General features: G+C 40.2%; 20 protein-coding genes. 11 read left to right on the top strand and 9 right to left on the bottom strand.

From position 1 onward, the window contains the following. Positions 1–2: 2 nt before the first annotated feature. Both PP2015_RS12285 and PP2015_RS12280 read right to left on the bottom strand, forming a co-directional pair. Positions 3–383, bottom strand: a complete 381-nt coding sequence (locus PP2015_RS12285; RefSeq protein WP_058030619.1) for a DUF3192 domain-containing protein — start codon at positions 381–383, stop codon at positions 3–5. 163 nt (positions 384–546) lie between these two features. Next, positions 547–1,494 (bottom strand): D-2-hydroxyacid dehydrogenase, encoded by a 948-nt coding sequence (locus PP2015_RS12280; protein ID WP_058030618.1) that lies wholly within the window; start codon positions 1,492–1,494, stop codon positions 547–549. Positions 1,495–1,568: 74 nt separating this feature from the next. Here PP2015_RS12280 and zntR point away from each other — a divergent pair, with 74 nt between their 5' ends. From zntR to PP2015_RS21655, 4 genes are all read left to right on the top strand, one after another. Beyond that, positions 1,569–1,982, top strand: coding sequence for a Zn(2+)-responsive transcriptional regulator (gene zntR, locus PP2015_RS12275; protein ID WP_058030617.1), 414 nt, complete (start codon positions 1,569–1,571; stop codon positions 1,980–1,982). Continuing rightward, positions 1,966–3,405, top strand: coding sequence for an SO_0444 family Cu/Zn efflux transporter (locus tag PP2015_RS12270; RefSeq protein WP_058030616.1), 1,440 nt, complete (start codon positions 1,966–1,968; stop codon positions 3,403–3,405). Before zntR ends, PP2015_RS12270 begins: the two co-directional genes overlap by 17 nt. A gap of 95 nt (positions 3,406–3,500) precedes the next feature. Further along, the gene (locus PP2015_RS12265) at positions 3,501–4,601 is read left to right on the top strand and encodes a lysophospholipid acyltransferase family protein (RefSeq protein WP_058030615.1); all 1,101 of its coding nucleotides are present in this window, start codon (positions 3,501–3,503) and stop codon (positions 4,599–4,601) included. A gap of 141 nt (positions 4,602–4,742) precedes the next feature. Further along, positions 4,743–4,985 carry a DUF1289 domain-containing protein gene (locus PP2015_RS21655; protein ID WP_083496581.1) on the top strand — a complete coding sequence of 81 codons (243 nt, stop codon included), beginning with the start codon at positions 4,743–4,745 and terminating at the stop codon, positions 4,983–4,985. A 10-nt stretch (positions 4,986–4,995) separates the two neighbouring features. Here PP2015_RS21655 and PP2015_RS12260 read toward each other — a convergent pair whose 3' ends face one another. Further along, on the bottom strand, positions 4,996–5,682 hold the full coding sequence (locus PP2015_RS12260) for a type 2 periplasmic-binding domain-containing protein (protein WP_169792726.1): 687 nt from the start codon (positions 5,680–5,682) through the stop codon (positions 4,996–4,998). A 112-nt stretch (positions 5,683–5,794) separates the two neighbouring features. Between PP2015_RS12260 and PP2015_RS12255 the strand changes: the two genes are divergently transcribed. Genes PP2015_RS12255 through PP2015_RS12245 form a run of 3 tightly spaced genes read left to right on the top strand, consistent with a single transcriptional unit; the run spans position 5,795 to position 10,936 of the window. Further along, entirely contained in the window at positions 5,795–6,001 is a 207-nt protein-coding gene (locus tag PP2015_RS12255) for a DUF3283 family protein (RefSeq protein WP_058030613.1), read from the top strand. Positions 6,002–6,006: 5 nt separating this feature from the next. Then, the gene (locus PP2015_RS12250) at positions 6,007–6,411 is read left to right on the top strand and encodes a GNAT family N-acetyltransferase (RefSeq protein ID WP_058030612.1); all 405 of its coding nucleotides are present in this window, start codon (positions 6,007–6,009) and stop codon (positions 6,409–6,411) included. 22 nt (positions 6,412–6,433) lie between these two features. Further along, complete coding sequence (locus PP2015_RS12245) at positions 6,434–10,936, top strand: EAL domain-containing protein (protein WP_058030611.1); 4,503 nt, start codon at positions 6,434–6,436, stop codon at positions 10,934–10,936. A 20-nt stretch (positions 10,937–10,956) separates the two neighbouring features. On the opposite strand, the gene PP2015_RS12240 is transcribed toward PP2015_RS12245, so the two are convergent. Then, positions 10,957–11,901, bottom strand: a complete 945-nt coding sequence (locus PP2015_RS12240; RefSeq protein WP_058030610.1) for an ion transporter — start codon at positions 11,899–11,901, stop codon at positions 10,957–10,959. A gap of 3 nt (positions 11,902–11,904) precedes the next feature. Beyond that, positions 11,905–14,586 carry a bifunctional acetate--CoA ligase family protein/GNAT family N-acetyltransferase gene (locus PP2015_RS12235; RefSeq protein WP_058030609.1) on the bottom strand — a complete coding sequence of 894 codons (2,682 nt, stop codon included), beginning with the start codon at positions 14,584–14,586 and terminating at the stop codon, positions 11,905–11,907. Positions 14,587–14,996: 410 nt separating this feature from the next. Between PP2015_RS12235 and PP2015_RS12230 the strand changes: the two genes are divergently transcribed. Further along, complete coding sequence (locus tag PP2015_RS12230; protein ID WP_128724326.1) at positions 14,997–15,683, top strand: hypothetical protein; 687 nt, start codon at positions 14,997–14,999, stop codon at positions 15,681–15,683. Positions 15,684–15,738: 55 nt separating this feature from the next. Then, positions 15,739–16,581, top strand: a complete 843-nt coding sequence (locus PP2015_RS12225) for an ADP-ribosylglycohydrolase family protein (RefSeq protein WP_058030607.1) — start codon at positions 15,739–15,741, stop codon at positions 16,579–16,581. A gap of 240 nt (positions 16,582–16,821) precedes the next feature. Here the strand turns inward: PP2015_RS12225 and PP2015_RS12220 are convergent, their stop codons facing one another. The 3 genes from PP2015_RS12220 to PP2015_RS12215 all read right to left on the bottom strand — a co-directional run bounded on the left by PP2015_RS12220 (position 16,822) and on the right by PP2015_RS12215 (position 18,472). Beyond that, entirely contained in the window at positions 16,822–17,283 is a 462-nt protein-coding gene (locus PP2015_RS12220; protein ID WP_058030606.1) for a hypothetical protein, read from the bottom strand. Positions 17,284–17,315: 32 nt separating this feature from the next. Further along, a complete protein-coding gene (locus tag PP2015_RS21895; RefSeq protein ID WP_157599088.1) occupies positions 17,316–17,480 on the bottom strand; it encodes a hypothetical protein in 165 nt (54 codons plus the stop codon). Positions 17,481–17,707: 227 nt separating this feature from the next. Continuing rightward, the gene (locus PP2015_RS12215) at positions 17,708–18,472 is read right to left on the bottom strand and encodes a hypothetical protein (RefSeq protein WP_058030605.1); all 765 of its coding nucleotides are present in this window, start codon (positions 18,470–18,472) and stop codon (positions 17,708–17,710) included. A 193-nt stretch (positions 18,473–18,665) separates the two neighbouring features. Here PP2015_RS12215 and PP2015_RS12210 point away from each other — a divergent pair, with 193 nt between their 5' ends. Further along, on the top strand, positions 18,666–20,765 hold the full coding sequence (locus PP2015_RS12210) for a TonB-dependent receptor (protein WP_058030604.1): 2,100 nt from the start codon (positions 18,666–18,668) through the stop codon (positions 20,763–20,765). A gap of 47 nt (positions 20,766–20,812) precedes the next feature. Here PP2015_RS12210 and PP2015_RS12205 read toward each other — a convergent pair whose 3' ends face one another. Next, positions 20,813–20,998 carry a PA3496 family putative envelope integrity protein gene (locus PP2015_RS12205; RefSeq protein ID WP_058030603.1) on the bottom strand — a complete coding sequence of 62 codons (186 nt, stop codon included), beginning with the start codon at positions 20,996–20,998 and terminating at the stop codon, positions 20,813–20,815. A gap of 591 nt (positions 20,999–21,589) precedes the next feature. Here PP2015_RS12205 and PP2015_RS12200 point away from each other — a divergent pair. Then, on the top strand, positions 21,590–24,508 hold the full coding sequence (locus PP2015_RS12200) for a M14 family metallopeptidase (protein WP_058030602.1): 2,919 nt from the start codon (positions 21,590–21,592) through the stop codon (positions 24,506–24,508). Positions 24,509–24,562 lie beyond the last annotated feature (54 nt).

Genomic DNA, 24,562 nt, shown 5'->3' with positions numbered 1-24,562 from the left:
ATTTATAAAATTTGTAATAGAGCTGATTGGCCAAAACCAATTAGCTTTTCATTTTTGAAAACAAGTGGCGTGCATTCGTCTTTCGTTACTTTTCCATCAGAGTGTTTACTATTCGTTGCAATGTAAATCACTTTATAAACACCTTCTTCTTTTCTAACTAACTCAGTGAAGTCAGGAGTTGGAAGCTGCTCAAGTACTTGGTTGTAGTCAGCGCCAAGGTCTAATTTTGAAATTGTTTTACGGTTCTCTTTTTGCTGATATTGCCAGCTTTCACCGTTATAGTTTTTACCCCAACCAGTTTCAACGCCATCATCTGAAACAGCCACGATACAGCCTGACAGTAATGGTGCACTTAGCGCAGCAGCAAGTAATAATTTTTTCATTGTAGATTTCCTTAAAAATTCGTTTCGGATAATTTGTTTTTATTAGAGCAATATTGTTGCCAACTTTAAAAGTCTATATTTTACAATTGATTGTTGTTTTTTATACAGAATTTAAAGTGTAGACCCTTCTAAATTTTAGGGTTATTCACCAACTTTTAGCGAATTACACAACCACATTACTGGCTGTGCCATTATTAAAGTTTACAATATTATTTGCTATTTCTTTCACTAGTCGATCAATAGATTCTTTCGCCGCCCAAGCTGTATGTGGGGTTAGTATTAAATTGTGCCCTTGATAATTTGCAAGTGGGTTGTTTGCTTGTGCAGGTTCAACAGATAAAACATCAAAGCCAGCTCCTGCAATTTGGTTATTTGTCAGAATTTCAACTAAAACCGCTTCATCAACTATACCGCCTCTGGCTGTATTGATCACAAAGCTGGTAGGTTTAAGCAAATCTAAGGTCTCCCTATTGAATAAATTTCGGGTTTCATCATTAAGCGGGCAATGGATAGATAACACATCGGCCATCTTTAACGCTTCGGTGAATGCTATTCGGCCAGGGCGAATATCAGTAGCGTTTGGTCTTTCAGCAATAATGACCTGTGCGCCAAATGCTTCGGCAACTTTACCAACAGCTTGCCCTAGGCTGCCATAGCCAAAAATCACAAAGTTTTTACCTGCAAGCTCTGTAATAGGATAATCAAGGCGGCAAAACATATTACTTTTTTGCCAAAGATCATTCGCGCAATCTTGCTGGTAGCGGTGGATGTTGGTCATTAAATTGCCAAGTAGAGTGAAAGTATGTTGCACTACTGATGGAGTTGAGTAACCCGCGACGTTACAAACTCGAATACCCAACTGCTTAGCAGCATCAAGGTCAATATTATTTGTGCCTGTTGCTGCGACACAGATAAGTTTCAGGTTTGGTAATTCGGTTAAGGTTTTAGCATCTAATGCAACCTTATTGGATATTACAATATCAGCATCTTTGCAGTGAGTAAGTACCTGCTCTTTATTTGTGTGCTGGTATTCAACTAATTGTCCTAGTGTCGACAAAGACGCTAGGTTAGCATTGGCAAGTGTGGCTGCATCAAGCAAGACTATCTTCATAAATTTAATCTCTTACCTTGACCTTAGAGTTAACTCAAAGGTTTATAATGTACTTATTAAGTCGGGAGTGTAAGATGAAAATAGGCGAGTTAGCAAAGCGTTTAGATATTAGTACGGATACCTTAAGGTATTACGAAAAGCATGGCTTACTGAGTTTCAGTGAACGCAGCGAGGCAGGTTATCGTATTTATAGCCCTAAACATGAACAACAAATGCAGTTTATTTTAAGAGCAAAAGCAGTTGGGTTTAGCCTTAAAGAAATTCAAGAATTGTTAGCGATTAAAGTCGATAAGCAACTGCACAGCTGTGGTGAAGTGAAACAGCTCACTTTACAGAAAAGGCAAATTGTTCGCGATAAAATAGCTGAATTACAACGCTTTGAAAAATCTTTATCACTGTTAGCTGATGCCTGCTGTGGTGGGCCTGAGCTCGCGACCGGTTGTTCAATCTTAACTACTTTGGAGGCAGCGGATGACCCTGTTATCTAATTTTTGGTCTTTATTTTTAGTGTCAGCCCCGTGGCTAATGTTGGGGTTGCTACTCGCAGGGCTTTTAAATGTGTTTATACCAAAAAACTTCTTACAGAAACACCTAGGTAAAGAAGGGGGTTGGACGACCATCAAAGCAGCCTTGATTGGCGCGCCTATGCCTTTATGCTCTTGCGGGGTTATTCCAGCCGCAGTTGGACTTAGAAGAGCTGGAGGCTCGAAAAGTGCAACGACGGCGTTCTTAGTGTCGACACCTGAGACTGGCGTAGACTCTGTGTCCGTTTCATACGTTCTGCTTGGACCATTTATGGCAGTTATTAGGCCCATAGCTGCAGTATCGAGTGCGATAGTCGCAGGTTTATTGGTGGGCAAAGAGAAAGATTCTGAACAAGAGGGCTTAGATAAAAAGAGTTTAGATAAAAATACTCAAACCGATGTAACTGATACTAATTTGGTATCAACGGGGACTGGGTGTTGTGCGTCTAAACAAACAGATATAGAGAATACCACTGAGAAACAAACTTGCTGCAGTGGTAAAAAGGCTGAAGTAAAAATTGAGCCAAAAGTCTCATGCTGTGAAACAACATCTAAGAATTTGAGCGAGAAGAAAGAAGAGAAATCTGCGGCATCTAGCTGCTGCGGGTCACAGCAAGCAGAAAAGCAAAAAAGCTGCAGTAGCGTAAAAACAGTTGTAGAAACTGAGGCAAAAGCATCTTGTTGTGCCACATCACCTGAGCCTATTATCGTAAATAGCGACAAAGCGTTGCTTGCAACAACTGCTAGCTGTTGTGATACAGAGCATCAAACAAAGCCTGTGAAAAGCGAAGCTTCGTGTTGCGATAGTAAAAAGCATGAACTGCAAGTAGCGTCTTTTTCTTCTAAGCTGAAGCAAGCCATTCATTTTAGTTGTAATAAACTCCTCAGTGATACCATGGGCTGGCTGATGATCGGACTATTTTTTGCTGCGCTTGTGCAAACCTTTGTACCTACATCATTCTTAAGCCAGTGGGGAGATGGCATACTGGCAATGGTTGTGGTGATCTTGGTAAGTATTCCAATGTATATTTGTGCGACTGCTTCTACTCCGATTGCTGCTGGATTATTAATGGCTGGTGTCTCACCAGGTGCAGTATTGGTGTTTATGCTGGCAGGTCCGGCAACAAATATTGCCACTTTAGGTGTTGTTGCGACTGAACTCGGAAAACGCGCTGTGAGCGCTTATTTAACAGGTGTAATTGGTGTAGCCATTGCTTTTGGCTTTTTAACTGATTATTTAGTTGAACAGTATGGTTTTACTGTTAATCCGGCACACGCTATGGAGCATGAACTAATGCCGAGTTGGTTAATACATAGCCTAGGTATTATATTGTTGATTTTAATGTTTCGATTAGTTCTGTTATCGTTAAAACAACGAATGAAATGATAGGCTTATCTGGTCGGAGTTGATAACCTTAGCATCCAACTGATTAGCAAGATAAAATACCTCGTTTTTTTTACCCAGTGACAATGAGTAGTTTTGTGGATAAATACGCAGATATAAGACCTTACAATGATGAAGAAGTCCCAGCCGCGCTGTCTCGCCTTTTAGAAGACAATGATTTTATTGATGTAATTGCCAAGCATAACGCGCCAGGATGGTTAAATAAATGGCCTTTCATTGCAAGACCTTTAGTGCGTAGCCAGCTTCGAAAGAAATGGGGCAATATTGTAACTGTTGAACAGGTTCAACAAGAAGTTGCAGGTTATTTAGAGCTATTAATTAAACGTACGACAAGTGAAGTAACCTTCTCTGGCTTAGAAAAACTCGACAAATCTACATCTTATCTATTTATCTCGAATCACCGTGATATTGCACTTGATCCTGCAATCATGAACTGGGGGCTACATTCACACAATATGCAAACTGTACGTATTGCAATTGGTGATAACTTGTTGCAAGTGCCATATATTAACGAATTGATGCGCTTGAATAAGAGCTTTATCGTGAAGCGTTCAGTGAAAGCACCGAAAGAAATGCTAAAAGCGTTAAGTCAGCTTTCTGCATATATTTATGACTCTTTAGATACCGGTAATTCAATTTGGATTGCGCAAAAAGAGGGGCGTGCAAAAGATGGTGTTGACCAAACAGACCCAGCACTTTTAAAGATGTTACAGCTACAAGGTCGCCGTTTAAAGTTGCCTTTTGAAGACTATGTTAAGCAGTTAAAAATTGTCCCTGTGTCTATTTCTTACCAATACGAGCCTTGTGCCGTGGCTAAAGCAAAAGAACTTGTTCATAAGAAAGCGCATGGCGAGTATGTAAAAGCTGAGGGTGAAGACATTGAAAGTATTATCGAAGGCATGCGCTCAGACAAAGGCCATGTGCATGTTTCGTTTGGTTCGCCGATTACACAAGAGTGTGATACGCCTGAAGCGTTAGCCGCAAGTATCGACAAACAAATTATCAGTCAGTATCACCTTCATTCATCTAATTACATTGCTGGTGGTCAAGAAGAGTCTGTTTCGTCTGAATTGAAGAGTGAATTTCAGACCCGTCTTGAGTCAATTCCAAGTGAATTACACCAACAAATTTTGGCCATGTACGCTGAGCCATTAAAGCGCAAAGGCGAATTTGTTTAAGTGTTATTTAAATGATTAGAGGGGAGCTGTCAGGCTCCCTTTTTTATTGCATGCTTTTATTTCTCAATTTATGTTGTTGACAACAGTAGGTTAAAAAATCTAAAAATAGATTAAAGACTATACATTTTTAACGAACTGTTGATGGAACAGATTGAGATTTTTGAGATCCCTAGTCCATGTAAGGGGATCTGCCAGGTAAATAATCGCGGCTACTGCAAAGGGTGTTACCGTAGTAGAGAAGAGCGCTTTGCCTGGAATACACTAACAGATCAACAAAAAAGAAAAGTGATAACCTTATGTCAGCAACGCTATAAGCGGTATTTAGCCAGTAAGAAAAAACAATCCAAAGAAGACACTGTTCAACAAACCCCTTTCGATTTTTAACACCCCTTCATCATAGATTATGTTTACTCTTTAATTCGCGCATTTTTCCTGATTGTTTCAACTGCGTCAGTGTTGCCGTGAGCGCAGGTATTAAGTGCTGGTGTTTTTTGTGAAGGTAATGATAGACATGTTGAGAGTCTAGTGTAGTGAATTTGATACCTGCTTTTTGAAGCTTGTGCATATAAGGATCTAAATAAAAGCCGATAACGAGTGCTGCAGAAACCTGTTTCTGTATTAGTAAATTGAGTAATGTTGAAACGCTTTTCACTTTATAAAGCTGACCATTGTATGGGTTTGACTCAAGGTATTTAGCAGGCGCTGGGTAAGTAGAATGGATAACCAGAGAAGGCATGTCAGATAAAGTACATGCATTACAAAAGCTGATTAGGTTAAGTTTAAAGTCTAATAAGGGAGTCTCGAGTCGGACTAAATTTTTATAAGTATTTTCCAACCCCGATATTTTTGCTAACTGCCCGTCTAATACGCCTTCATTCGCAGCAACTAAAGCACTGTCTCGGTTAAAGTCTATTAACTTAACGTTTATTCCATTTTCTTTATAAACGAGTGAAATTAGCTCTACAACATATCTTGATTGAGGTGTGTCAGCAGGGCGATTAAACGTGAGTATATCGCCGCTAGCTTGAGCAAATGGCGCAAATAACAGAAGTAAAAATATACATCGTTGCAAAAAAAACAAAACTATTCCTTTTATATCTTCTTCACTGTTTCCCAAATTATGGCGATTTATAGCTAAAAATAGTAAGGTAGTTAGTCTTATTTTTACGTACTTAAATTTTAGCGAAGCCATTATGAGTTACAACTTGTGCAACTTGCCTAGACAAGAAAAATACCAAATTCAATTGGATTACGAAGCGTCATTTTGGGCTTATCAAATTAAACGAGGCAAAAACTCTCGTGAAACGATTTACGATACTATCAACAATCGCCCACTTTCGGAACAGCAAATCTTAAAGCAAAAGTTTGAATATTATCTCAGCATGATGTTAGCAGGCTAACAGCTTTGAATGTTGAACGTTTAGAGCAAATAGCCATTCCTTTGGCGAATAAGTTTTATCAAGCGCACAACGTACGCGGTCGTGCAAATAAGCAAGATGAAGTATGGGTGGTTAAGAACCCATCTATCATTGCAGCGTGTCGTATTCAAAATAGAGTTGATGCGTTATTTTTATCTACGTTATATGTAGATGAAAAATGGCGCGGGAAGGGGATAGCTAAACAAATTATTCTTGCCGCTCTATCTCAACATACTCAACCTGTGTTTACTTTTGCATACGCCCACTTAGAAGCATTTTATCAAGCTATTCATTTTAGATGCGTTGACACCTTGCCAGAAGAATTAGCATATATGTTTAAGGCCTATCGACAACAAGGCCGTGACATAATTGCAATGAAATATCAGGCCTAGAGGCCACTAAGGAGGAGATAACATGAGGCTAATAACCACAGTCATTATTTGGATATTACTGATATGTAGCACTATGGTCTTTGCCAGTGTTAGTCGCTTATCTCCAGCGGAAGGTTTATCACAAAGTTACGTTAATACTTTGCTCCTTGATAGCCAAGGTTTCTTGTGGCTCTCAACAGAAGCTGGTTTAAACCGATATGATGGCTATCAAGTACTTAATGTATCAGGGCCGGATGGTGTGCTTGAAGAAGTTGTATTGAACCGAATCTATCAAGACTCTCAAGAAAGGATTTGGATAGCTACTCAAAGCGCTGGCTTTTTCAGTTACGATGTAAGATCTGATAGCTATAAAACTTATTTTCCAGCACCAAAAACAGAAGAAGATTACGTAAACTTTTCAATAAACCAAATTTTAGAGAAAGACGAGAACCACATTTGGCTTGGCCGTTTTGACAATGTTGCTTTAATGCAAGTCGATACCGGCGAAATTGTTGACGAGATCAAGTTACCTGTGACCGAGGGACGCACTTTTGTAAGAGCTCTTCTTAATTTTGGCGATTTTCTCTTTATTGCAACCACAGATGGTGCGTTTGTATTTCAACACTCTTCAAAACAACTGCAGAGAATAAAGTATATTGATGACGTTACTCATGAATATCAATCCAATACTAAACGACTTTATCTAAAAGATACGAATACCTTATTGCTTGGGGCTGTGAAAGGGCTATATGAAATAGACATTAGTGGCCTACAGCAGAAGTTTGCAAGTTCCTCATTTGAATGGCAATACAAAACTCTATTTGCAGACATTAATGTATGGGATATAGAGCCCCAAGACGACCATTTACTCCTCGCAACAGACAAAGGGCTAATACATTTTTGGCCTGAAACAGGAGACAAAGTTCGAGATCAAAGACTGTTAAACAGTGAGTTTACTCTGGCAGATAGCAGTATTATGGAAATAGTACGTGATAGCCACAACGGGTTATGGCTAGCGACCAAAAGTGATGGCGCGTTTTATCTCTCGGAGCAAGTAGACCGATTTAATAATGTTAGTAGCTTGAATACACAGGGCTCAGGGTTTTCACATAATACCGTTTGGCGAATGGTGGAGCTGGGTGGCTATATTTGGGCTGCCACAAACGATGGCCTAACACGGTACGACCCTGAAAAAAATGAAACGCAAATTTTCTTAAAAGGATATATGGGAGAAGATGTTTACCCTGAATTTTCAATATATACACTTCATCTTTATGAAGAAAAACTGTGGATAGAAACAAATCGCGGTTTCTTTGTATACGATCCAGTTAAAGATAAAGCGACACAATTAACTGGGCGGGATGAAGAAGAAACTAAAATCCTTCAAGATAGGTTGTATGGTGTTTATGTATCTGAAGATGGATTTGTGTATTTTATTCATGCTGAGCATGGCTTTTTTAAATACAATATCACCGATAGAACATTGCACAAGCTAGAAGGGGAATTTGAGCAGTTTGACCCGTTTTTGTCTTTTTCATTTTTAAAGCCTTTACCAAGCCATCCAACTCATCCGTTGTTTTTTACGGGCGGAACTTTGTATCGCTTTGACCCCATCTTTAATAAATTGCATACCATTTATGCGGTTCCGGACGCGCATAAAGATATACCCATTATCGTGCAATCATACATGATAGATAAAAATAATATTCTGTGGCTGTCGCTTTCAAATTACGGATTAATAGGTCTCGACCCGCAAAGCTCTGAGCGTGTGCACACCATAGACTTAGAAGAAAACAACCTTGGCACCTTAATGTACGGTATGCAAGAAGACGATGAAGGTATGATTTGGATGTCTTCTCATAAAGGAATTTGGCGTTTAGACCCTGATAATCTTCATTTACAGCAATTTACTACTGGTGATGGGTTACTGAGTAATGAATTTAACGGTGGAGCGACTTTAAAACTCAGTAATGGTCATATTGCTTATGGTTCAGTAAAAGGCTTCACTATGTTTGACCCTAAGGTAAATAGACCACAGAGAAATTTATTAGATAGGGTAAATATTACCTCTGTTGAACTTATGTCAAGAAAGCTAACTCACAGTGGGCTTAAGGTGTTTGAAGAGATTGAATTAACCCACGATGATATAGGCCTAGAAGTGTCTTTTTCTGCGATGAGCTTCATTTATCAAGAGCGTATTGTCTACGAATATCAAATTTCAGGTGGGCAAAGGATTTTAACGCGAGGCAATAATCGGGTTGTGTTTCCAAAGTTAAACCCAGGGAATTATCAGTTGAAGGTATGGGCTAAAGATCCGCTCACAGGAGACTACACGCCGCCAGCTTCGCTCAGTATTAAAGTGAATTATCCTGTCTGGCGCTCTCCTTTGGCGATAGCCAGCTATGTTTTTATTATTACTCTTTTATTTGCTTTGTGGTTGCGTCGAAAGCAACGCATTGAGCAAATTCTACTGGCGGCACACAAAGAGACACAAACTAGTGAAATGCGTTTAAAGCTTGCACTTGAAAGTAGTGATTCAGGGGTATGGGACTGGCAGTTAGATCATCACTTAATCTATCAACCCAGATTAACCGCAGAGCTGGGATATAGTAATGATGCTGTAACATTGGATGAGTATTTGCAGAAAATTCATCCATTTGAACGTAATTTATTTAGACTTGAATGGCTCGAGTTCGTAACAACTAATAAAGGCTATTTTAATTGCACATATCGTGTGCAGCATAAAGAAGGTCATTGGCGTTGGTATAAAGACTCGGGCAAAGTTATGGCGTGGACCAACGATGTGCCTGAGCGTGTAACGGGTACTTATACCAACCTCACCAGAGAGAAGATGTTTGCTGAGCGGGCAAGATTGTTTGGTGCAGCTTTTGAGCAAGCGAGAGACTGGGTGTTTATTCTAGATAAGCAGTTGCGTATTAAAGCGTGTAATGCAGCTTTACAACAAGCTTTTAATATTGAAGAAGAGCCAAAGTCTAGCTCAGCCCTAAACTTAGGGTTGCCAATTGCAACGAGAATGCATTACTTACGCAAAATAAGTCAGCTAAAAGTATCGGAATACTTTGTTGGTGAGGAAAGGCTCGGCCTGCCTGATGGTACACAATGCCATGTACTTATTAAAGTGACGGCAGTATCTGATGGAAATGGTGAATTGAGTAATTATGTGGTTGGTTTAACCGATATCAGTGCACAAAAACGTTCTGAACGCTCATTACAGCAGCTAGAAAATATCAATACTGTCACACAGCTTGCTGGCAAAGCTCGTTTTATAGATTGGGTTGAACATGCCATCAGTCAAAATGAGCCTAATCAAAGCTTAGCGGTGATGGCGATAAGAGTCGACCGACTTAAACATTTCTATGACATTTATGGTAAGTCATTTTTTGTTAGCTTAATCAAGCACATTGCTAAGCAATTGTCGCTTAGCCTTGGGCAGCAAGTTAACATCGCGTTTGCCAATGGCCGTGAATTTATGGTGCTGTTAGAGCGATTAACTGAACCTGCTGAGGTTACCCAATTCATCACTAAAATTAAAAGTCAGTTTGAGTATGCACAATTAATCGATGGTCATAACATCCAACTAGTTCCATTTATTGGTGTAGCGAGTTTTCCAGAAGATGCTGATAATGCTGAAGAACTATGTCAAAAATCACGCATGGCGTTAAATCATGCCATGGACGAAACAAGCAGAGACTACAAGTTCTTTACACGTGCCATGCAAACGCGTGCTGAAAGGATCTTTGCAATCGAACAAAGCCTTATGACTTCGCTTAAAGAAGGCAACTTCGTAAATCAATATCAACCAATTTTGAACTATGAAACACAACAAGTAGAAGGGCTCGAAGTCTCACTTAAATGGCCATCACTAGATGATTACTCTCAACAAGATGTCAATGACGTGGCCAAGCAAATAGGCGCGAGTCACCGGCTTTTATTACATGCTTTGAGTGCCGGCCTTATTGAGTTAAAGCAGTGGCACTTGCATCACCCGAATCTTTATTTAGCGGTTAATTTGACTGCTGCAGACTTAGTGCAGGGTGATTTGTTGAGTCGTATTGCAAATGTGATTTCACGTTCGAATATTGGCGCAGAGCATGTTGTCTTTGAGATCACCGAAGCACTGACGGTGATTAATTCTGAGCAAACACTTTGTTTAATGACTCAACTTAAATCAATTGGCTGTCAGATTCATATTAATGGTTTTGGCTCTGAATTTGCGTCTCTGGCCTCTTTGCAAAGCCTACCCGTTGATGCCTTTAAGATAGCGCCAGCACTCATTAATCAAAAAGAGGGGGATCAAGCAGTGATTGCCCACGCAGTGATTAGTGTTGCTAATCTGCTTGAAAAGCGTTGTATTGCTGAAGGCGTGGTTAACGCTGAGCAAATAAATACATTCAGAGATATTGGCTGTGAAATTTTTCAAGGCCCAATTTATGGTGACCCAATCACAGGTGATCATGTAGCAAACATGCTAGATAAAGCTTGGTATGTTTTTGCTCCTAAAATCCCCGCAGAATTAGAACCTTAAAAAATATAAAATTACTGTGGCTAAAGCTTGTGGCCACAGTGCCTGCAATACTGGCTATGGACGCGTTTATTGGTCATCACTTTGATAGCTTGGTTAGCTTCAGCAGCGCTTAGCCCCAATTCAACTCTCAGGGCCTCAAGATGGGCGCGTTCTTCTTCGTCAACATGGCCGTCTATCAAGCTATGTAATACAGCTTCATGAAAAACTTCACGACGCTTACGTAACTGCTCAGCAAAGCTCGATGCTAATAAACCCGTTGGTATGGCTACCATACCCATACTTAGCATAGTAATGACACCGCCAAAAAAGCGACCTAATGGCGTAATAGGTACCACATCACCGTAACCAACTGTGGTTAGAGTGGCCATTGCCCACCACATAGCATCAGGTATTGAGCCAAACTTATCGGGTTGAACATCGTGTTCAATAAGATAAATACCGCATGACGCCATGATAAGCACTACAGACATAATAAAAAAGGCCGCCATTAAACTGCTGGCTTCTTCTTTAAATGCTGCCAATAACAACTGCATGGCTTTTGAGTAACGGGTTAGTTTGAATATTCTTAGTAATCTTACAACACGTAAGAAACGCAGATCAAAGCTGAAGAACATCATCAGAATGGTTGGCGCGATAGCGAGTAAATCAATTATCGCAAGCGGCGTCAGTGCATATTTAAAGCGCTTTTTCAGGTTTGAGCCTTTAACTTGTTTGTATTCGATTTTATCGACACAAGACCATAACCTTGCTAAGTACTCTATAGTAAATATGGCGACAGAACCAATCTCTATAACAAGAAAAACAGTGTGATAAGTTTGGGCGAGTGAGGCCACAGATTCTAAAACAATGGCAATCACATTAACCATAATTAAGCAGATCAAAAATACATCGAGTATGTGACCTGCTTTTTGATGTCGGCCACTACTTTCAAGTAAGCTTGCGACCTTTTGTCTGTTTGTTAGCATAGTTTATTGTTGTGCTTCATCTAACTTCAAAACCATATTAATGGTTCCTTCTTCAAAGTCACGGGTTACTTTGAAGCCTAAGCGCTTAGAAAGCTCAATCATGCCGGTATTTTCTGGCAGAGTAATACCTTCAACAACGCCCACTCCTTGGCTACGGCAATAGTCTATGGCTGCATTCATAAGCAGTTTTCCAAGTCCTAAGCCTTGGCTTCCTGAGCGAACGACAACAGCAAATTCCGCAGAGAGATTATCTGGATCCATTAATACGCGAGATACTCCCAGCGTGCGATAAGCGCTTTTATGCGGGGCAGAGACGATGAATGCCATTTCTCGGTCGTAATCAATTTGCGTCATTTTAGCCAATTGTTCATGGTTGAACTCAGGCAGTTCACCAAAGAAGCGTTTATATCTGTCTTCTTTGGTCAGCGACTGGTCAAACTCTTGGTGGGCGCGCTCATCTTCAGGGCGTATTGGTCTTAAAACAGCTGCTTGGCCATCTTTCAAAGTGACCTTCTGCTCCCACTCTTTGGGATAAGGTTTGATGGCTAAGCGTTTGCGATTGGCTTTGACCTGATAAGGGCGAAGCTGTATCGCGGCGTCGAGTACTAAAAATTGCCCTTCACTGGCAAGTACAGGGTTAAGCTCTAAATTATAAATATCGGGTTGGTCAACCAATAATTGTGAAATACGCGTCAGCAGGGCGCAAAGGCGATATTTATCGACTTTATCGGGTAAGGTGCGCTCTTTTAGCACGCCTTTGTCTTGGGCTGCAGCGATTAAGTATTTGGCCAAGTTCATATTAAGTGGAGGGAGGGCCACTGCGGCTTGAGAGAACTCAAGACCGGTACCTGCTTCACCTAACAATATGACAGGACCAAAGCCAGGCTCGGTTTTGATGGCAATACGCAGCTCTTGTGCACCGGCTCTAGGCGCCATACGCTGCAATGAAAAACCTTCAATAATGGCATCCGGGTAGGCTTCTTTAATACGTAGCAAGATGGCAAAGGCATTTTGCTCGACTTCATTGCCATCATTTAAATTCAGTACTACGCCACCCACTTCAGACTTTGAAGGAATAGACGGGCTGATAAGCTTTAACGCCACAGGAAAACCAAGTCGCTCAGCTTGCTCTTTTGCTTCGCTTGGAGTGAGCGCAATTTCAGTTTGAATACACTCAATTGAATAGTGAGATAAAACTTTTCGGGCAAGGTGCGTTGATAAGTGGGTATGGCCTTCAGCGATAAACTCTGCAATTTCATGCTTTGCCGCCTGACTATTGATCAATAGGTCGCTACTGATCGACTCAGGCGTTTGCGTTAAATGCTTTTGGTTACGGCGATAGCTTACTAAGTGCATAAATGCCCCAACCGCGCCTTCAGGTGTGCGGTAGGTCGGAATTGAATGTTCCGCACACACATAGCGCGCTTCATAAGCCGCATACTCTCCCATAAATACGGTCATGACATAAGGGCGAGCCATTTTTGGAATTTTTTCTAAGGCGTTGGCAATGATCTCAGCATACTCTTCGCTGGGTGCAAGCGCTGAAGGCGTGTGGATGATCAGTAAGTTTTTCACCTCAGGCGCTTTAAGCAATATCTCTAGCGCTTGTTGGTAGCGTTTTGGTGATGAGTCTCCAAATAAATCGACGGGGTTATAGATTTTCTCAGCCTGAGGAATGACTTTATTCAATGCTTCACGAGTTTGGTCACTCAGCTCCGCCAGTTTTCCTGAGCCTTGTAAAAGTGTATCAACCGCCATAATGCCTGGGCCGCCGCCATTGGTGAGAATGGTCAACTGTTCTACTTGTAACAGTTTAGGGTGAAGCGCCAAGGTCTGAGTGGCGGCAAAGAGCTCTCGTAAATCATTCACCCTTAGCATACCCGCTCGTTGGAACATGGCATCGTACACCGCGTCGTCACTGCTTTGGCCGCCAGTATGAATATACGCAGCTTCTGCACCAGCGCGAGTGCGACCTGTTTTAATTACCAACACAGGTTTACTGAATGCAGCGGCACGTGCGGCAGATATAAAGCGGCGAACGTCATCAATGTTATCGATATACAGTAATATCGCGCGAGTTTTCGCATCACGGCCTAAAAAGTCCAATAACTCGTCAAAGTCGATATCAATACAATCGCCGACAGAAATAAAGTATGAAAAACCAATACGCTTATTCTGCGCCCAATCTAAAATGGTTGAGCACACTGCTGCCGACTGTGAAATAAACGCCAATTTGCCTGGCTCAGCGACAGTATGCGAAAAGCTGGCATTTAAACCTAAGTGAGGTATGAGTAGGCCTAAACAGTTGGGTCCAAGTAGAGTCACGCCCGCTTCTTTTGCAGTCTGCTTAAGGGCGCTCTTTTGAGCTTGGTTTGCACCCGAGGCTATAATAATTGCATGTTGACAGCCTAGCTCACCGAGTTCGATGATGATTTGCTTTAAGGTATTTTTGTTGGTACAGATGACAGCAAGATCAGGTGTTTGCGGCAGCGCTTTAATGTTGTGGTAGGCAAGCACACCATGCACCGCTTTATGCTTTGGAGAAACCGGCATGATCGGCCCTTTAAAGCCACCTTGAAGTAAGTTGCGCATAACTACAAAGCCTGCACGCCCCGCATTATTTGACGCACCAATGACTGCAACTGACTTAGGATTAAAAAACTGGCTGATCCGCTTAACACTCATCTACTGTTCCTTACCAAACATTTTTTATAACTTTAACACGTAACAGAGCACAGAAAAGTTGATTTAAGTTAGCGTTGTCATTAAATAACTGACTTTATACCAAAGTCTTATTTGTAGGGAGAGAATTAAGAATCTATTGGAGATGCTTTCGTATTTGTTATTTAATGTGAATGCTTTTCACTCGATATGGTGATGAGAAGATTAAGGTGATTGCAATGACTACTCTTTTCAAAATATCTGGAACGTTAGCGCGACTCTCAAATATTCTTTTCTCTTTTACTAAATATGAATGATTGGTAATTAAGAAGGTAATAATGCTATTTTGCTTAATTAAAGCAAAGGTTAAATAAATGATAATTGGTAATTCAAATGTACAGAGTTTGAATCATCCACTAAGTCAGGCAGATTTTATGTCTGACTTAGAAAATGGGGAAATTACTCATGTTTATTACATCGAAAATGATAGTCATTTCGTAGTTGAAGAAACAATTAGTAATTCAGATGGTTCTAATTCAATTAACTTTTATGTTTTTGATAGTCTTAATGGAGAGTATATAACTCCAGAACAGAGAATGGTCTCGCATTCGACTAGAGTTTACAGGTATAAGCTTGACTCAGATTTCATGGTAGAGGCGAAAGTATCTGTTGATAAGGATACTGGCGGGGAATTTTTGGAGTATATAGTTAAGGACTCCTTAGGTGATACTAGAGGAAGATTTTGGCTGCCAGGTCTCTACTTCAACTTCTGTTTCGAAACTTCAAGTAAGTTAGTGCAGCAGAGAGCGCTTAAATTATTACAAACTAATCATGAGGAGTTTGAAAGCAATAATGCTTTTTACGAGCGTTATTTTGCTTCAAGTTTCGAAGATAAAAGAAAAATACTAACAAGCTGTTTTCGTCGGTATAACAGGAGTTGTGGCGAAGGTGGATGTGGTGAGCTTTACGCTTTTTTAAATCAAGAAATGTACGACAACCTCAAAGTTGACGAAGATTTTTTACCAGCTTTGAAAGAGATAGCAGCAAATGATATACACAGAGAAGATGAGCAATCAACAGAACAAGTATTTAAAGCAATGTTTTATAATGTTGTGATGTAAGTAAATTTTTTAATTAAAATGCTTTGTATTTATAAAACTACTAGGATAATTTTTTATGTTGGTTGAAATCGCGGTTGCAGATGCTTACGGTGCCGGTTTTGAGTTCGTAGAACAAGAAGTAATCGTAGCCGAAAATAAGCTAATCGATTATCGAGCGCATCAATTATCTGGAATTAAAGGGTGTTACACTGATGATACTCAAATGTCATTGGCACTAGCAGAGCTAATGCTTAAAGACATAGAGTGGACTCAAGAGAATATCGCCGAGGTATTTTATGAATGCTACAAGCGAGACCCTGTTCATGGTTATGCAAAGCGTTTACAAACTGCATTTTCAGAAGCAGAAAATGCAGCCATTTTTGCTCGTATGATCAATTCGGATAGTTTCGGGAATGGCGCTATGATGCGTTCTGTGCCTTTAGGTTATTTTAACAGTGAAGCGGAGGTGATAGATCACGCCACTATTCAGGCAAGCGTAACTCATAATCATCCTATCGCAATTGACGCGTCAGTTTGTATTGCTCTTGCAGCACATGCTGGCTTGTATGGTAAGGTCACCCTTATTGAATTACCTGAATACTTATTATCGCTAGGTTACAAAGTAAATAGTGGTTGGCATGGAAGAGTAAAAGCTATATCTGAAGACACTTTATCAGCGGTGATAAGTAATTTAATGGGTCATAATTGCTATAGCACTTTAATTAGGAATGCAGTTAACTTTGGTGGAGACACTGATAGTGTTGCGGCGATCAGTTGCGGTGTAGCAAGTTGTTATAAAGAAACTAAGAAAACTCTACCGGAACATTTGCTTAAAAACTTTTCAAAACACAGTTACGGTTTAGATTATTTGGCAGATTTAGACTCACAACTTAAAAACAAATACTTAGCTGATATTTGAGAGCTCGACTTAAAATTATAAGTAATTGCTGTTTCAAAAAATAAACCCCACTGAAAAAGTGGGGTTATGATCAATCAGAAATCTGATGAAAAAACCGAGTTCCTAGTTCTAAAATGAACTAATAAAGTCTCGGGTATGCCAATTAATTAAATTTAACATTAAATTCAACTTGTACTTTATGAGTAATCGCAAAGCTTACAGGAGCATTGGTAAGTTCAGTTTCTTTATTGCCACTTGTACTTATTTCACCAACGACTGTAATTGAAAACTCATCAGTGCCGCATGTATCTTTATTTTTACTGGTAATTTAACCGACGTTTGGTTTGGTTCAAAATCGATATGATTTGTATTAAAGTCAATGCAGAATGAAGGGTCTTCAAACGAAATAGCCGAGAAGTTTTCTGATTGTGCTTCCCATTCAATCTTTATATCTTGCCCTTCATTGAGGTTATAAACAAAAGTAGTGTCAGCAATGTCGATAGAGTTTGGTACTTGTGGAATAGAAAGCTCAAAAGAATCTGTCACTTCATTATTTCTTACAAACTCCGCTTGAAGTATATGTTCCTCGTCAGTTTTGATCATGGTTGAAGGCTCACCCTCAACGACACAGCATACAGTTTCAGTTGGTAAAGATTTTACAAAGTTCTTATCTCGATGAACTTGATTATTTAATGTAATGTTAAACTGATCTCCATTATTCAATTTTATCCGCGCACCATCTTTCGAGTATAAGTCTACTGACTTAGGCCTATATCACTCGTTGAGTTTTTTTGGTCACTTACAACGTCTAATGCAACGTTATAAGAGAAGTCGCGGACATCCGTTGAATAGCTATCTTTTGAGTCGCATGCAGAAAGAAGTGCGGTGCTGATGATTAAGAGTGCTTCTTTGTATTTCATTTTTATTATGATTTTGTAATTCTTTGTACCTTTTGTGGTATAGAAAAATTTATACGGGAAAAAGTATTTTATAGTTAGGTTGCATTAAAAGAGGAAATTATTGAGCGCTAGAATTTATAATCCAATTCATGATTTTTTCAGGTGCTTGGGCTTGAGATAGAGTCGATGTATAAGAGCAAAATCTCATGTAGAACACGTTAGCTTAAAATGTACTTTTTACAATAAACCTATTTTTTCTTCGGCAACCACTTTTCCATCGCTGCATCAAAAGCTTTCTCAATTTTATCTTTATCACACTTATAAGGCAGGCCTTGCCAAGTGGTCGGCAGACTTGAATCGATAGAGCGATTGTTTGGGTCCATTTGGTTGTCTTTAAAACAATATGCGCCTTTTTGATAAAGTCTATAGGTTGGTCCTTGATAAACCAGTTTCGGCAAGTCTTTATTTTCACGCGCTTCTTTGTGCTTTTTTGGGGTTGAGATCCGGCCATTGCCAAAACGGTCAACCGATTGAGTTGTGTTATTTGATTGCTGCGTAGAGAAATAGTCATGCTCACCTGAGCGAATGTTATCAAGTGCTTTGAACGGATCTATCCTCGGTTTTTCTAAGTTGTTTTTATTTGTGTCATTCACTTGAATTGCTTCTGCTGCTTGCTGAGTCTCTATCACTTCTGTTTGCACGATAGCGGGTTGTGAAGTGACTTGTGTTTGCTCTGCTACCGCGTTTTCATCGGCTTGTTCGGCTTGTTCGGCTTGTTCGGCTTGTTCGGCTTGTTCGGCTTGTTCGGCTTGTTCGGCTTGTTCGGCTTGTTCAGGCTCTACTTTAGCTTCAACTTCTACTTTGCTTTCAGGTTCTTCTATCACTAGGTAAGTTTTCATCGTAGGCTGTGGTTTTGGTGGAATTGGCAGCACAAATTGTTTGTGTAAGAAATAGATAATAGCAATATGTAAAAATACCGAAACTATCAATGATTTTTGCCAACCTTTTAACACACCAAAGCTCTCCCTAATATAGATACGGGTTTGAACCTATTCGGTTTAATTAGTTCATTTATCAGGTAAAATTTGTCATAAATTAGATAATTATATTTTTAGAAAAAAGATAAATCCAAAACGCAAATGGCAGCGTAAACGTTATTCATTATCATTTAGTTATTAATCTTTTTAAATTGTATATGGAGTGAATGTGAAATTTTCGTTGTCTCTTATCGCGCTTTCTTTGGTTGCTAGTCATGCAATGGCACAAGATGTTCAATTAGATATTGAGAAAATAGAAGTCAGTGGTAAATATTTGGCGTCGGATGTATCTAATTCAGTTAAAACCCCCACACCTATAATTGATGTACCGCAAAGCTTATCAGTATTGACTGCTGAGCAGTTATCTCAACGTGGTATTTCAAACATTGGGCAAATTATTGACTACTTACCGGGTGTAAATACCACACAAGGTGAAGGGCACCGAGATGCCATTGTATTTCGGGGCGTTCGTTCTACTGCTGATTTTTATATCGATGGTCACAGAGATGATGTGCAATATTACCGTTCACTTTACAATATTGAGCAAGTAGAAGTGTTAAGAGGGCCGAATGCACTACTGTTTGGTCGTGGTGGCACGGGCGGTATTTTAAACCGTGTCAGCAAAAAAGCACAGTTGTCAGACAGTTTTGCTGGTTACAATTTGTCTTTAGACAGTTTTGGTGGCACGAGCACGCATCTAGACGTTAACCAGTCGGTGTCTGATGAAATGGCATTTAGAGTCAATGCTATGTTTGAAACACTTGATAACCATAGAGATTTCTACGACGGTGAGCGCATCGGCATTAACCCTACAGCACGATTTATGCTGTCTGATGCGACGACTTTAGATACTTCGTTTGAGTATATCGATCATGAACGTTTTATTGACCGTGGTATTCCAACTAATTCTGAGGGGCGTCCGGCAGAGGAGTTGTTGGATATTGTGATTGCCGATCCTCAGAATAATTACCACACAACGAAAGGGCGTACATTTAATACTGCATTACAACACTATTTTAGCGATTCAATAAAAGCCAATGTCAGTGTATTTTATGGCACTTATGACAAGGTGTACGCAAACTTTTATGCTACTGGCTATGATGCAAATGAAAATAAAGTCCAGCTAGATGGCTATCTAGATGAAACCACACGTGAAAACTTAATCATTACCAGTAATGTGGTGAATGAGTTCACAACAGGTTGGTTTGAACATACTCTGATTGTCGGTGGTGAATATATTGATACTGAATCAGATCAATACCGTTTTAACCCAGTTTGGAGTAGTAATCAAAGTGATAAAGAGTGGTTTAGTGCTACACGTCCACTTAATCTCGATGGTTTTGTTGGTGTAAACGCCGATGGTCAAACTGTCTCGACGAACTTTGCTGAAGACTTAAACGACGATACCCGTGTCGATCTAGAAGTCACTTCTTTCTATGTACAAGATCAAATTGCGATGAATGAACATTTTGATCTTGTGCTTGGTGCCCGTTACGACCGTTTTGACATAGCTGTTGTGAATATGAAAAGTGCCACCAATGAGCAAAGAACGCGTGTCGATACAGAGGTGTCACCACGTTTAGGCGCAATTTATAAACCAGCAGAAAATGTCTCTTTTTACTGGAGTTACAGCGAATCATTTATGCCACGCAGCGGTGAGCAGTATACTGACATTAATGGTGACAAAGATAAGCTCAAGCCAGATACTTTCGAGAATAACGAAATTGGTTTGAAGTGGGATTTAGACAGTGGTTTAAGTCTCACAACGGCATTTTTTAGAAATACCCAAAGCTCCCCGCAACCTGCTGATGATGACCCTTCAACGCTCGATGTTGTTGACTCAGATATCGAAGGCTTTGAGATCCAGTTATCGGGGCAGATAACAGAAGGATTATCTATCTCGACCAACTATGGTTACCTAAAAGGCGAAGTAGTCAACCGTGATGGGCTAACAGACCTAACGCCACGCGAATTACCAAAAAATAAAGCGTCACTTTGGGCGCAATATCAGGTAACAGAGCAATTAGATGTTGGGGTTGGCGCTATGTATCAGGCAAAAACTTATATAAATACCTCTAACAGCGCATTTTTGCCGAGTTTTACCCGTTATGATATGTACGCAAATTATCAATTAAGTCATGACTATAAGTTGCAACTTAAGCTAGAGAATTTGACCGATAAAGTTTATTTCCCAAATTCTCATTCAACGCATCAGGCGTCTGTAGGCCAACCATTTAATGCGAAGCTTACTTTCTCAGGCCGTTTTTAATTAAGGTTGTTTATGACAAAAAAGAGGCCTAGGCCTCTTTTCTTGTATTAATGGTCTCGATAGCTAAAGTCATCTTCACCAAGGTGCTTGCGTAATTGGCGCTGCTCTAAATAATCGTCGAGCTTTCTTTTGACTTGTCGCTTGTGCGAGTTTTGGTTGTTGCGATGGTGCTCTTTAGCATAGTCATGATCAAAGTCATCATTAAAAGCGTCATAAGAAAAAGTTTTACCCACAATGCTCTCCAAAAATAGGTAAATAATTAGTTGTCTTTAACGGCTCGGCGCAAGGATTTGGCTTTGGCGTTTTCAATTGATTTTTTACTGTGAAATCGGATTTTTGAAAAATGATTTATTTTTATCATAACGATAAAAAGTATTTAACCTGAGCTTTGGTTAAGGAATTAACTATTGTATTGATGTTGAGATCATAAGTGCTTTATTCAGTCTACAGCCGGAAACTTTTAGCGGTCATACCGCTCACTCGTAAATAGCAGGCCTATAGTAAGTACACTCTAAAAGTAGTCGCTGGAGGTAGATTTATTTTCCAGAGCTCAGGTTATTTGTTTAGGTTGAGTTGTCAGTAGTGATATCTACTTTTCACACGTATAGTCAAATTGACTTCAACGGCTAAAAATTAAAACCTTTTTGCTCATTAACTTTATTAACTATGAAATTAAAAAAATAAATAAAATCAGAGTTTTGAGTTGATGTCTGCAACTTGTCGCACAGTAATTGAGCGGTGTTTTTCTGTGTGATAATGTAACATTTTGGTGGTGGCGAATCTTCATTGCCATTCAAAGTAAAATAACAAAAAAGGTTTCAACAATGCGCAATAAACTGCTTTCAGTAGCTGTAGCGAGTACTTTAATGATAAGTTCGCACGCTTCTGCAAATATGAGCCTTGCACCGACTGAACTGCAAGGGTTAAATTACAACAAGTCACTTGTCACTGGCGCATTAGACGCCAATATACCTACGCCTGAAAGTATTCTAGGGTTTCCTGTTGGCCAAAGAGCTGCAACGCCTGAGCAAATTACGGAAGCACTCAAAGTGTGGCAAAAGGCCAGCGACAAAGTTCAGCTTGTAGAATATGCACGCTCACATGAGGGCAGACCCTTACATTATTTAGTTATTTCTTCACCTGAAAACCTAGCGCAAGTAGATAGCATTAAAGCTGACTTAGGCAAGTTGGCAAACCCAGTTAACTTATCAAAGCAAGCAGAGCAGAGCATTATTGAGCGCTTACCGGCGGTTGCATGGATGGCATACTCTATTCATGGCAATGAAGGGTCTGGCAGTGATGCTGCGCTAGCAACAATTTACAAGCTTATTGCCTCGAAAGATCAAGACATTCAGTCATTACTTTCGGATGCTGTGGTTATCGTAGATCCTCTTATGAACCCTGATGGTCGCGCTCGTTTTACAAAAGAGCTTCAGCAACGAAGAGGGACTTCTCCGAATGTTGATACTCAGTCAAAATTACACACAGATGCATGGGCAACTGGGCGCAGCAATCATTACTTCTTTGACTTAAACCGTGACTTTATTTTAGGTGTTCACCCTGAAACTCGAGGCATTGTTCAGTCTATCAATGAATGGAATCCACAGCTGATGATAGACGCCCATGAAATGGGGCCGATGGACTCTTATCTGTTTGGTTTGGCTCGACAGCCAGTAAATAAAAATTTATCCGAGTCTTCTCGCAAATGGGGAGAAGTCTTTGAAGCTGATCAGGCGCAAGCTTTTGATGATCAAAAATGGCCTTATTACACCGGTGAGTGGTTAGAAAACCTCTATCCAGGGTACTCAAGTTATGCAGCTTTTAGAGGCACGATTCATATTCTGTATGAGCAAGCCCGCATTAAAGAAGATGGAGTAATGCAACATAATGGCAGAATTGTGAGCTATGCAGAGTCGGTAGATAAACAATATGTCAGCAGCATTGAAAATTTAAAGACTCTGGCGAAACACTCTAAAGCAATTTATCGAGACTTTGTTAAAGATAAGCGACGGTTAATCTCAGATGATAGCCCGTATGCAGATCAGAGCTTCGCAATTTTACCTACGAAAAATAAACAGCGTTTAGCGAAGTTTATTGACTTGATGCAGCTCCAAGGGTTTGAAATTCATCAAACAACCAAAACAATAAAGGTTAAAAAAGCGAAGACACAGCTTGGTGAGGTTATTACTTCAGAACTGCCTGAAGGCACTTTAATTATTCGTAACCGACAGCCACAAGGACGACTCATCTCTACTATGCTCGAGTTCGACGCTAAAATTAGCAATGACGTGTTAGTTGAAGAGCGTCAAAGAGTGCTGCGTGATGGCTCAAGCCTCATGTACGATGCCACAGCTTGGAATATCACCATGATGCATGGCTTAGAAGCTTTGACGATACCACAACATATCACTAAGCATATTCGCCTCTATGAGCCGTCTGATGAAGAGTCGTTTATTATCAAAAAAGCGGGCTCCATCGCCTATGTCGTAGATGGCAATAATGATGCATCTGTTGGTTTTGCTGCACGTCTTATGGAGCGCGGTGTAACTACGAGAGTAATTGATAAGAATACAGTGTTAGATGGGGTGACCTTGAGCCGAGGCTCAATTGTTGTTTCGCGTTATGACAATGAATTTTTTGAGGGTAATTTAGACCAGGTTGTAGAACAGACCGCAACCGAAGTTAAAGTCACAGCAAAGGCTGTTCGTTCTGGTTTAAGTAATAGAGACTTACCAGACATTGGCGGCGCGCATTTTAGGGTATTAACTCAACCTAGAATTGCTATTTTAAGTGGTAACGGCATTAACTCACTCGACTTTGGCACGATTTGGCACTCAATTGATAGCAACTTAGGGATCAGACATTCTCATTTAGACAGCAACCGACTGAGTTACACTGACTTGAGGCGTTATAACACCTTGGTGATACCTGCAACTTGGTATAGCCAGTTGAGCAAAGATGAATTATCAGCGATTAAAACTTGGGTAGAAGCTGGTGGTACGTTAGTGGCAATCGACGGCTCTGCATTGCCATTTACAGGTAAAGATGCTGGTTTAAGTCGAGTAAGACAGATCCAAGATACTTTAAAAGAGGTTGAGCAGTACGATATTTCATTACAAAGAGAGTGGCTTGCTCAGCAAAGCAGCTACGCTGAAATTGAGAATATCTGGTCGCATGATGCTGCGACAGATATTAATTACCCTTGGAAGAGCAGAGCAAAATCAAAAAGCGAAAAAGAGCTTAAGAAGCAATATAACTGGTTAGCTAAATTTAGACCTTCAGGCGCAATTGTAGCTGCGCGAACTGACCAGAAGCATTGGCTTACTTTTGGTTCACCAGAGGTGATCCCTGTTTTAATTTCTCGAAATCCGGTTTTGATGGCAAAAGAGGGCGTTCGTTCTGCAGTTAGACTAGGTGCTTATCAAGAAATGAGCAAAAGTGAATGGAGCAAAACGGTTAAGCAAGCAAAAGATAAAGAGTTAGATCGCAAAGTGGGTTGGTCAAGCTTGCCTGATAAACAAGAGTTGAAGCTGCGTATGAGTGGTCTGCTTTGGCCTGAGGCGAGCAAACGTATAGCGAACTCTGCTTATTTAACACAAGAGCGCAAAGGCAATGGACAAATTATTTTATTTGCAGGGCAGCCAGTATTTAGAGGATCGACATTAGCGACAAATCGCTTACTGCTAAACGCATTGGTGTATGGCCCCGGCCTTGGTGCACGTCAACCTGTGACTAACTTATAAAGTAGGTAGAGAATAGGTTGATAAAACAATACTTTTATCAACCAATCCTAAAAA

This window comes from Pseudoalteromonas phenolica (assembly GCF_001444405.1).
Lineage (GTDB): Bacteria > Pseudomonadota > Gammaproteobacteria > Enterobacterales > Alteromonadaceae > Pseudoalteromonas > Pseudoalteromonas phenolica.
The sequence above is the reverse complement of the archived record's forward strand: the minus strand, read 5'-3'. Positions and strand labels throughout refer to the sequence as shown.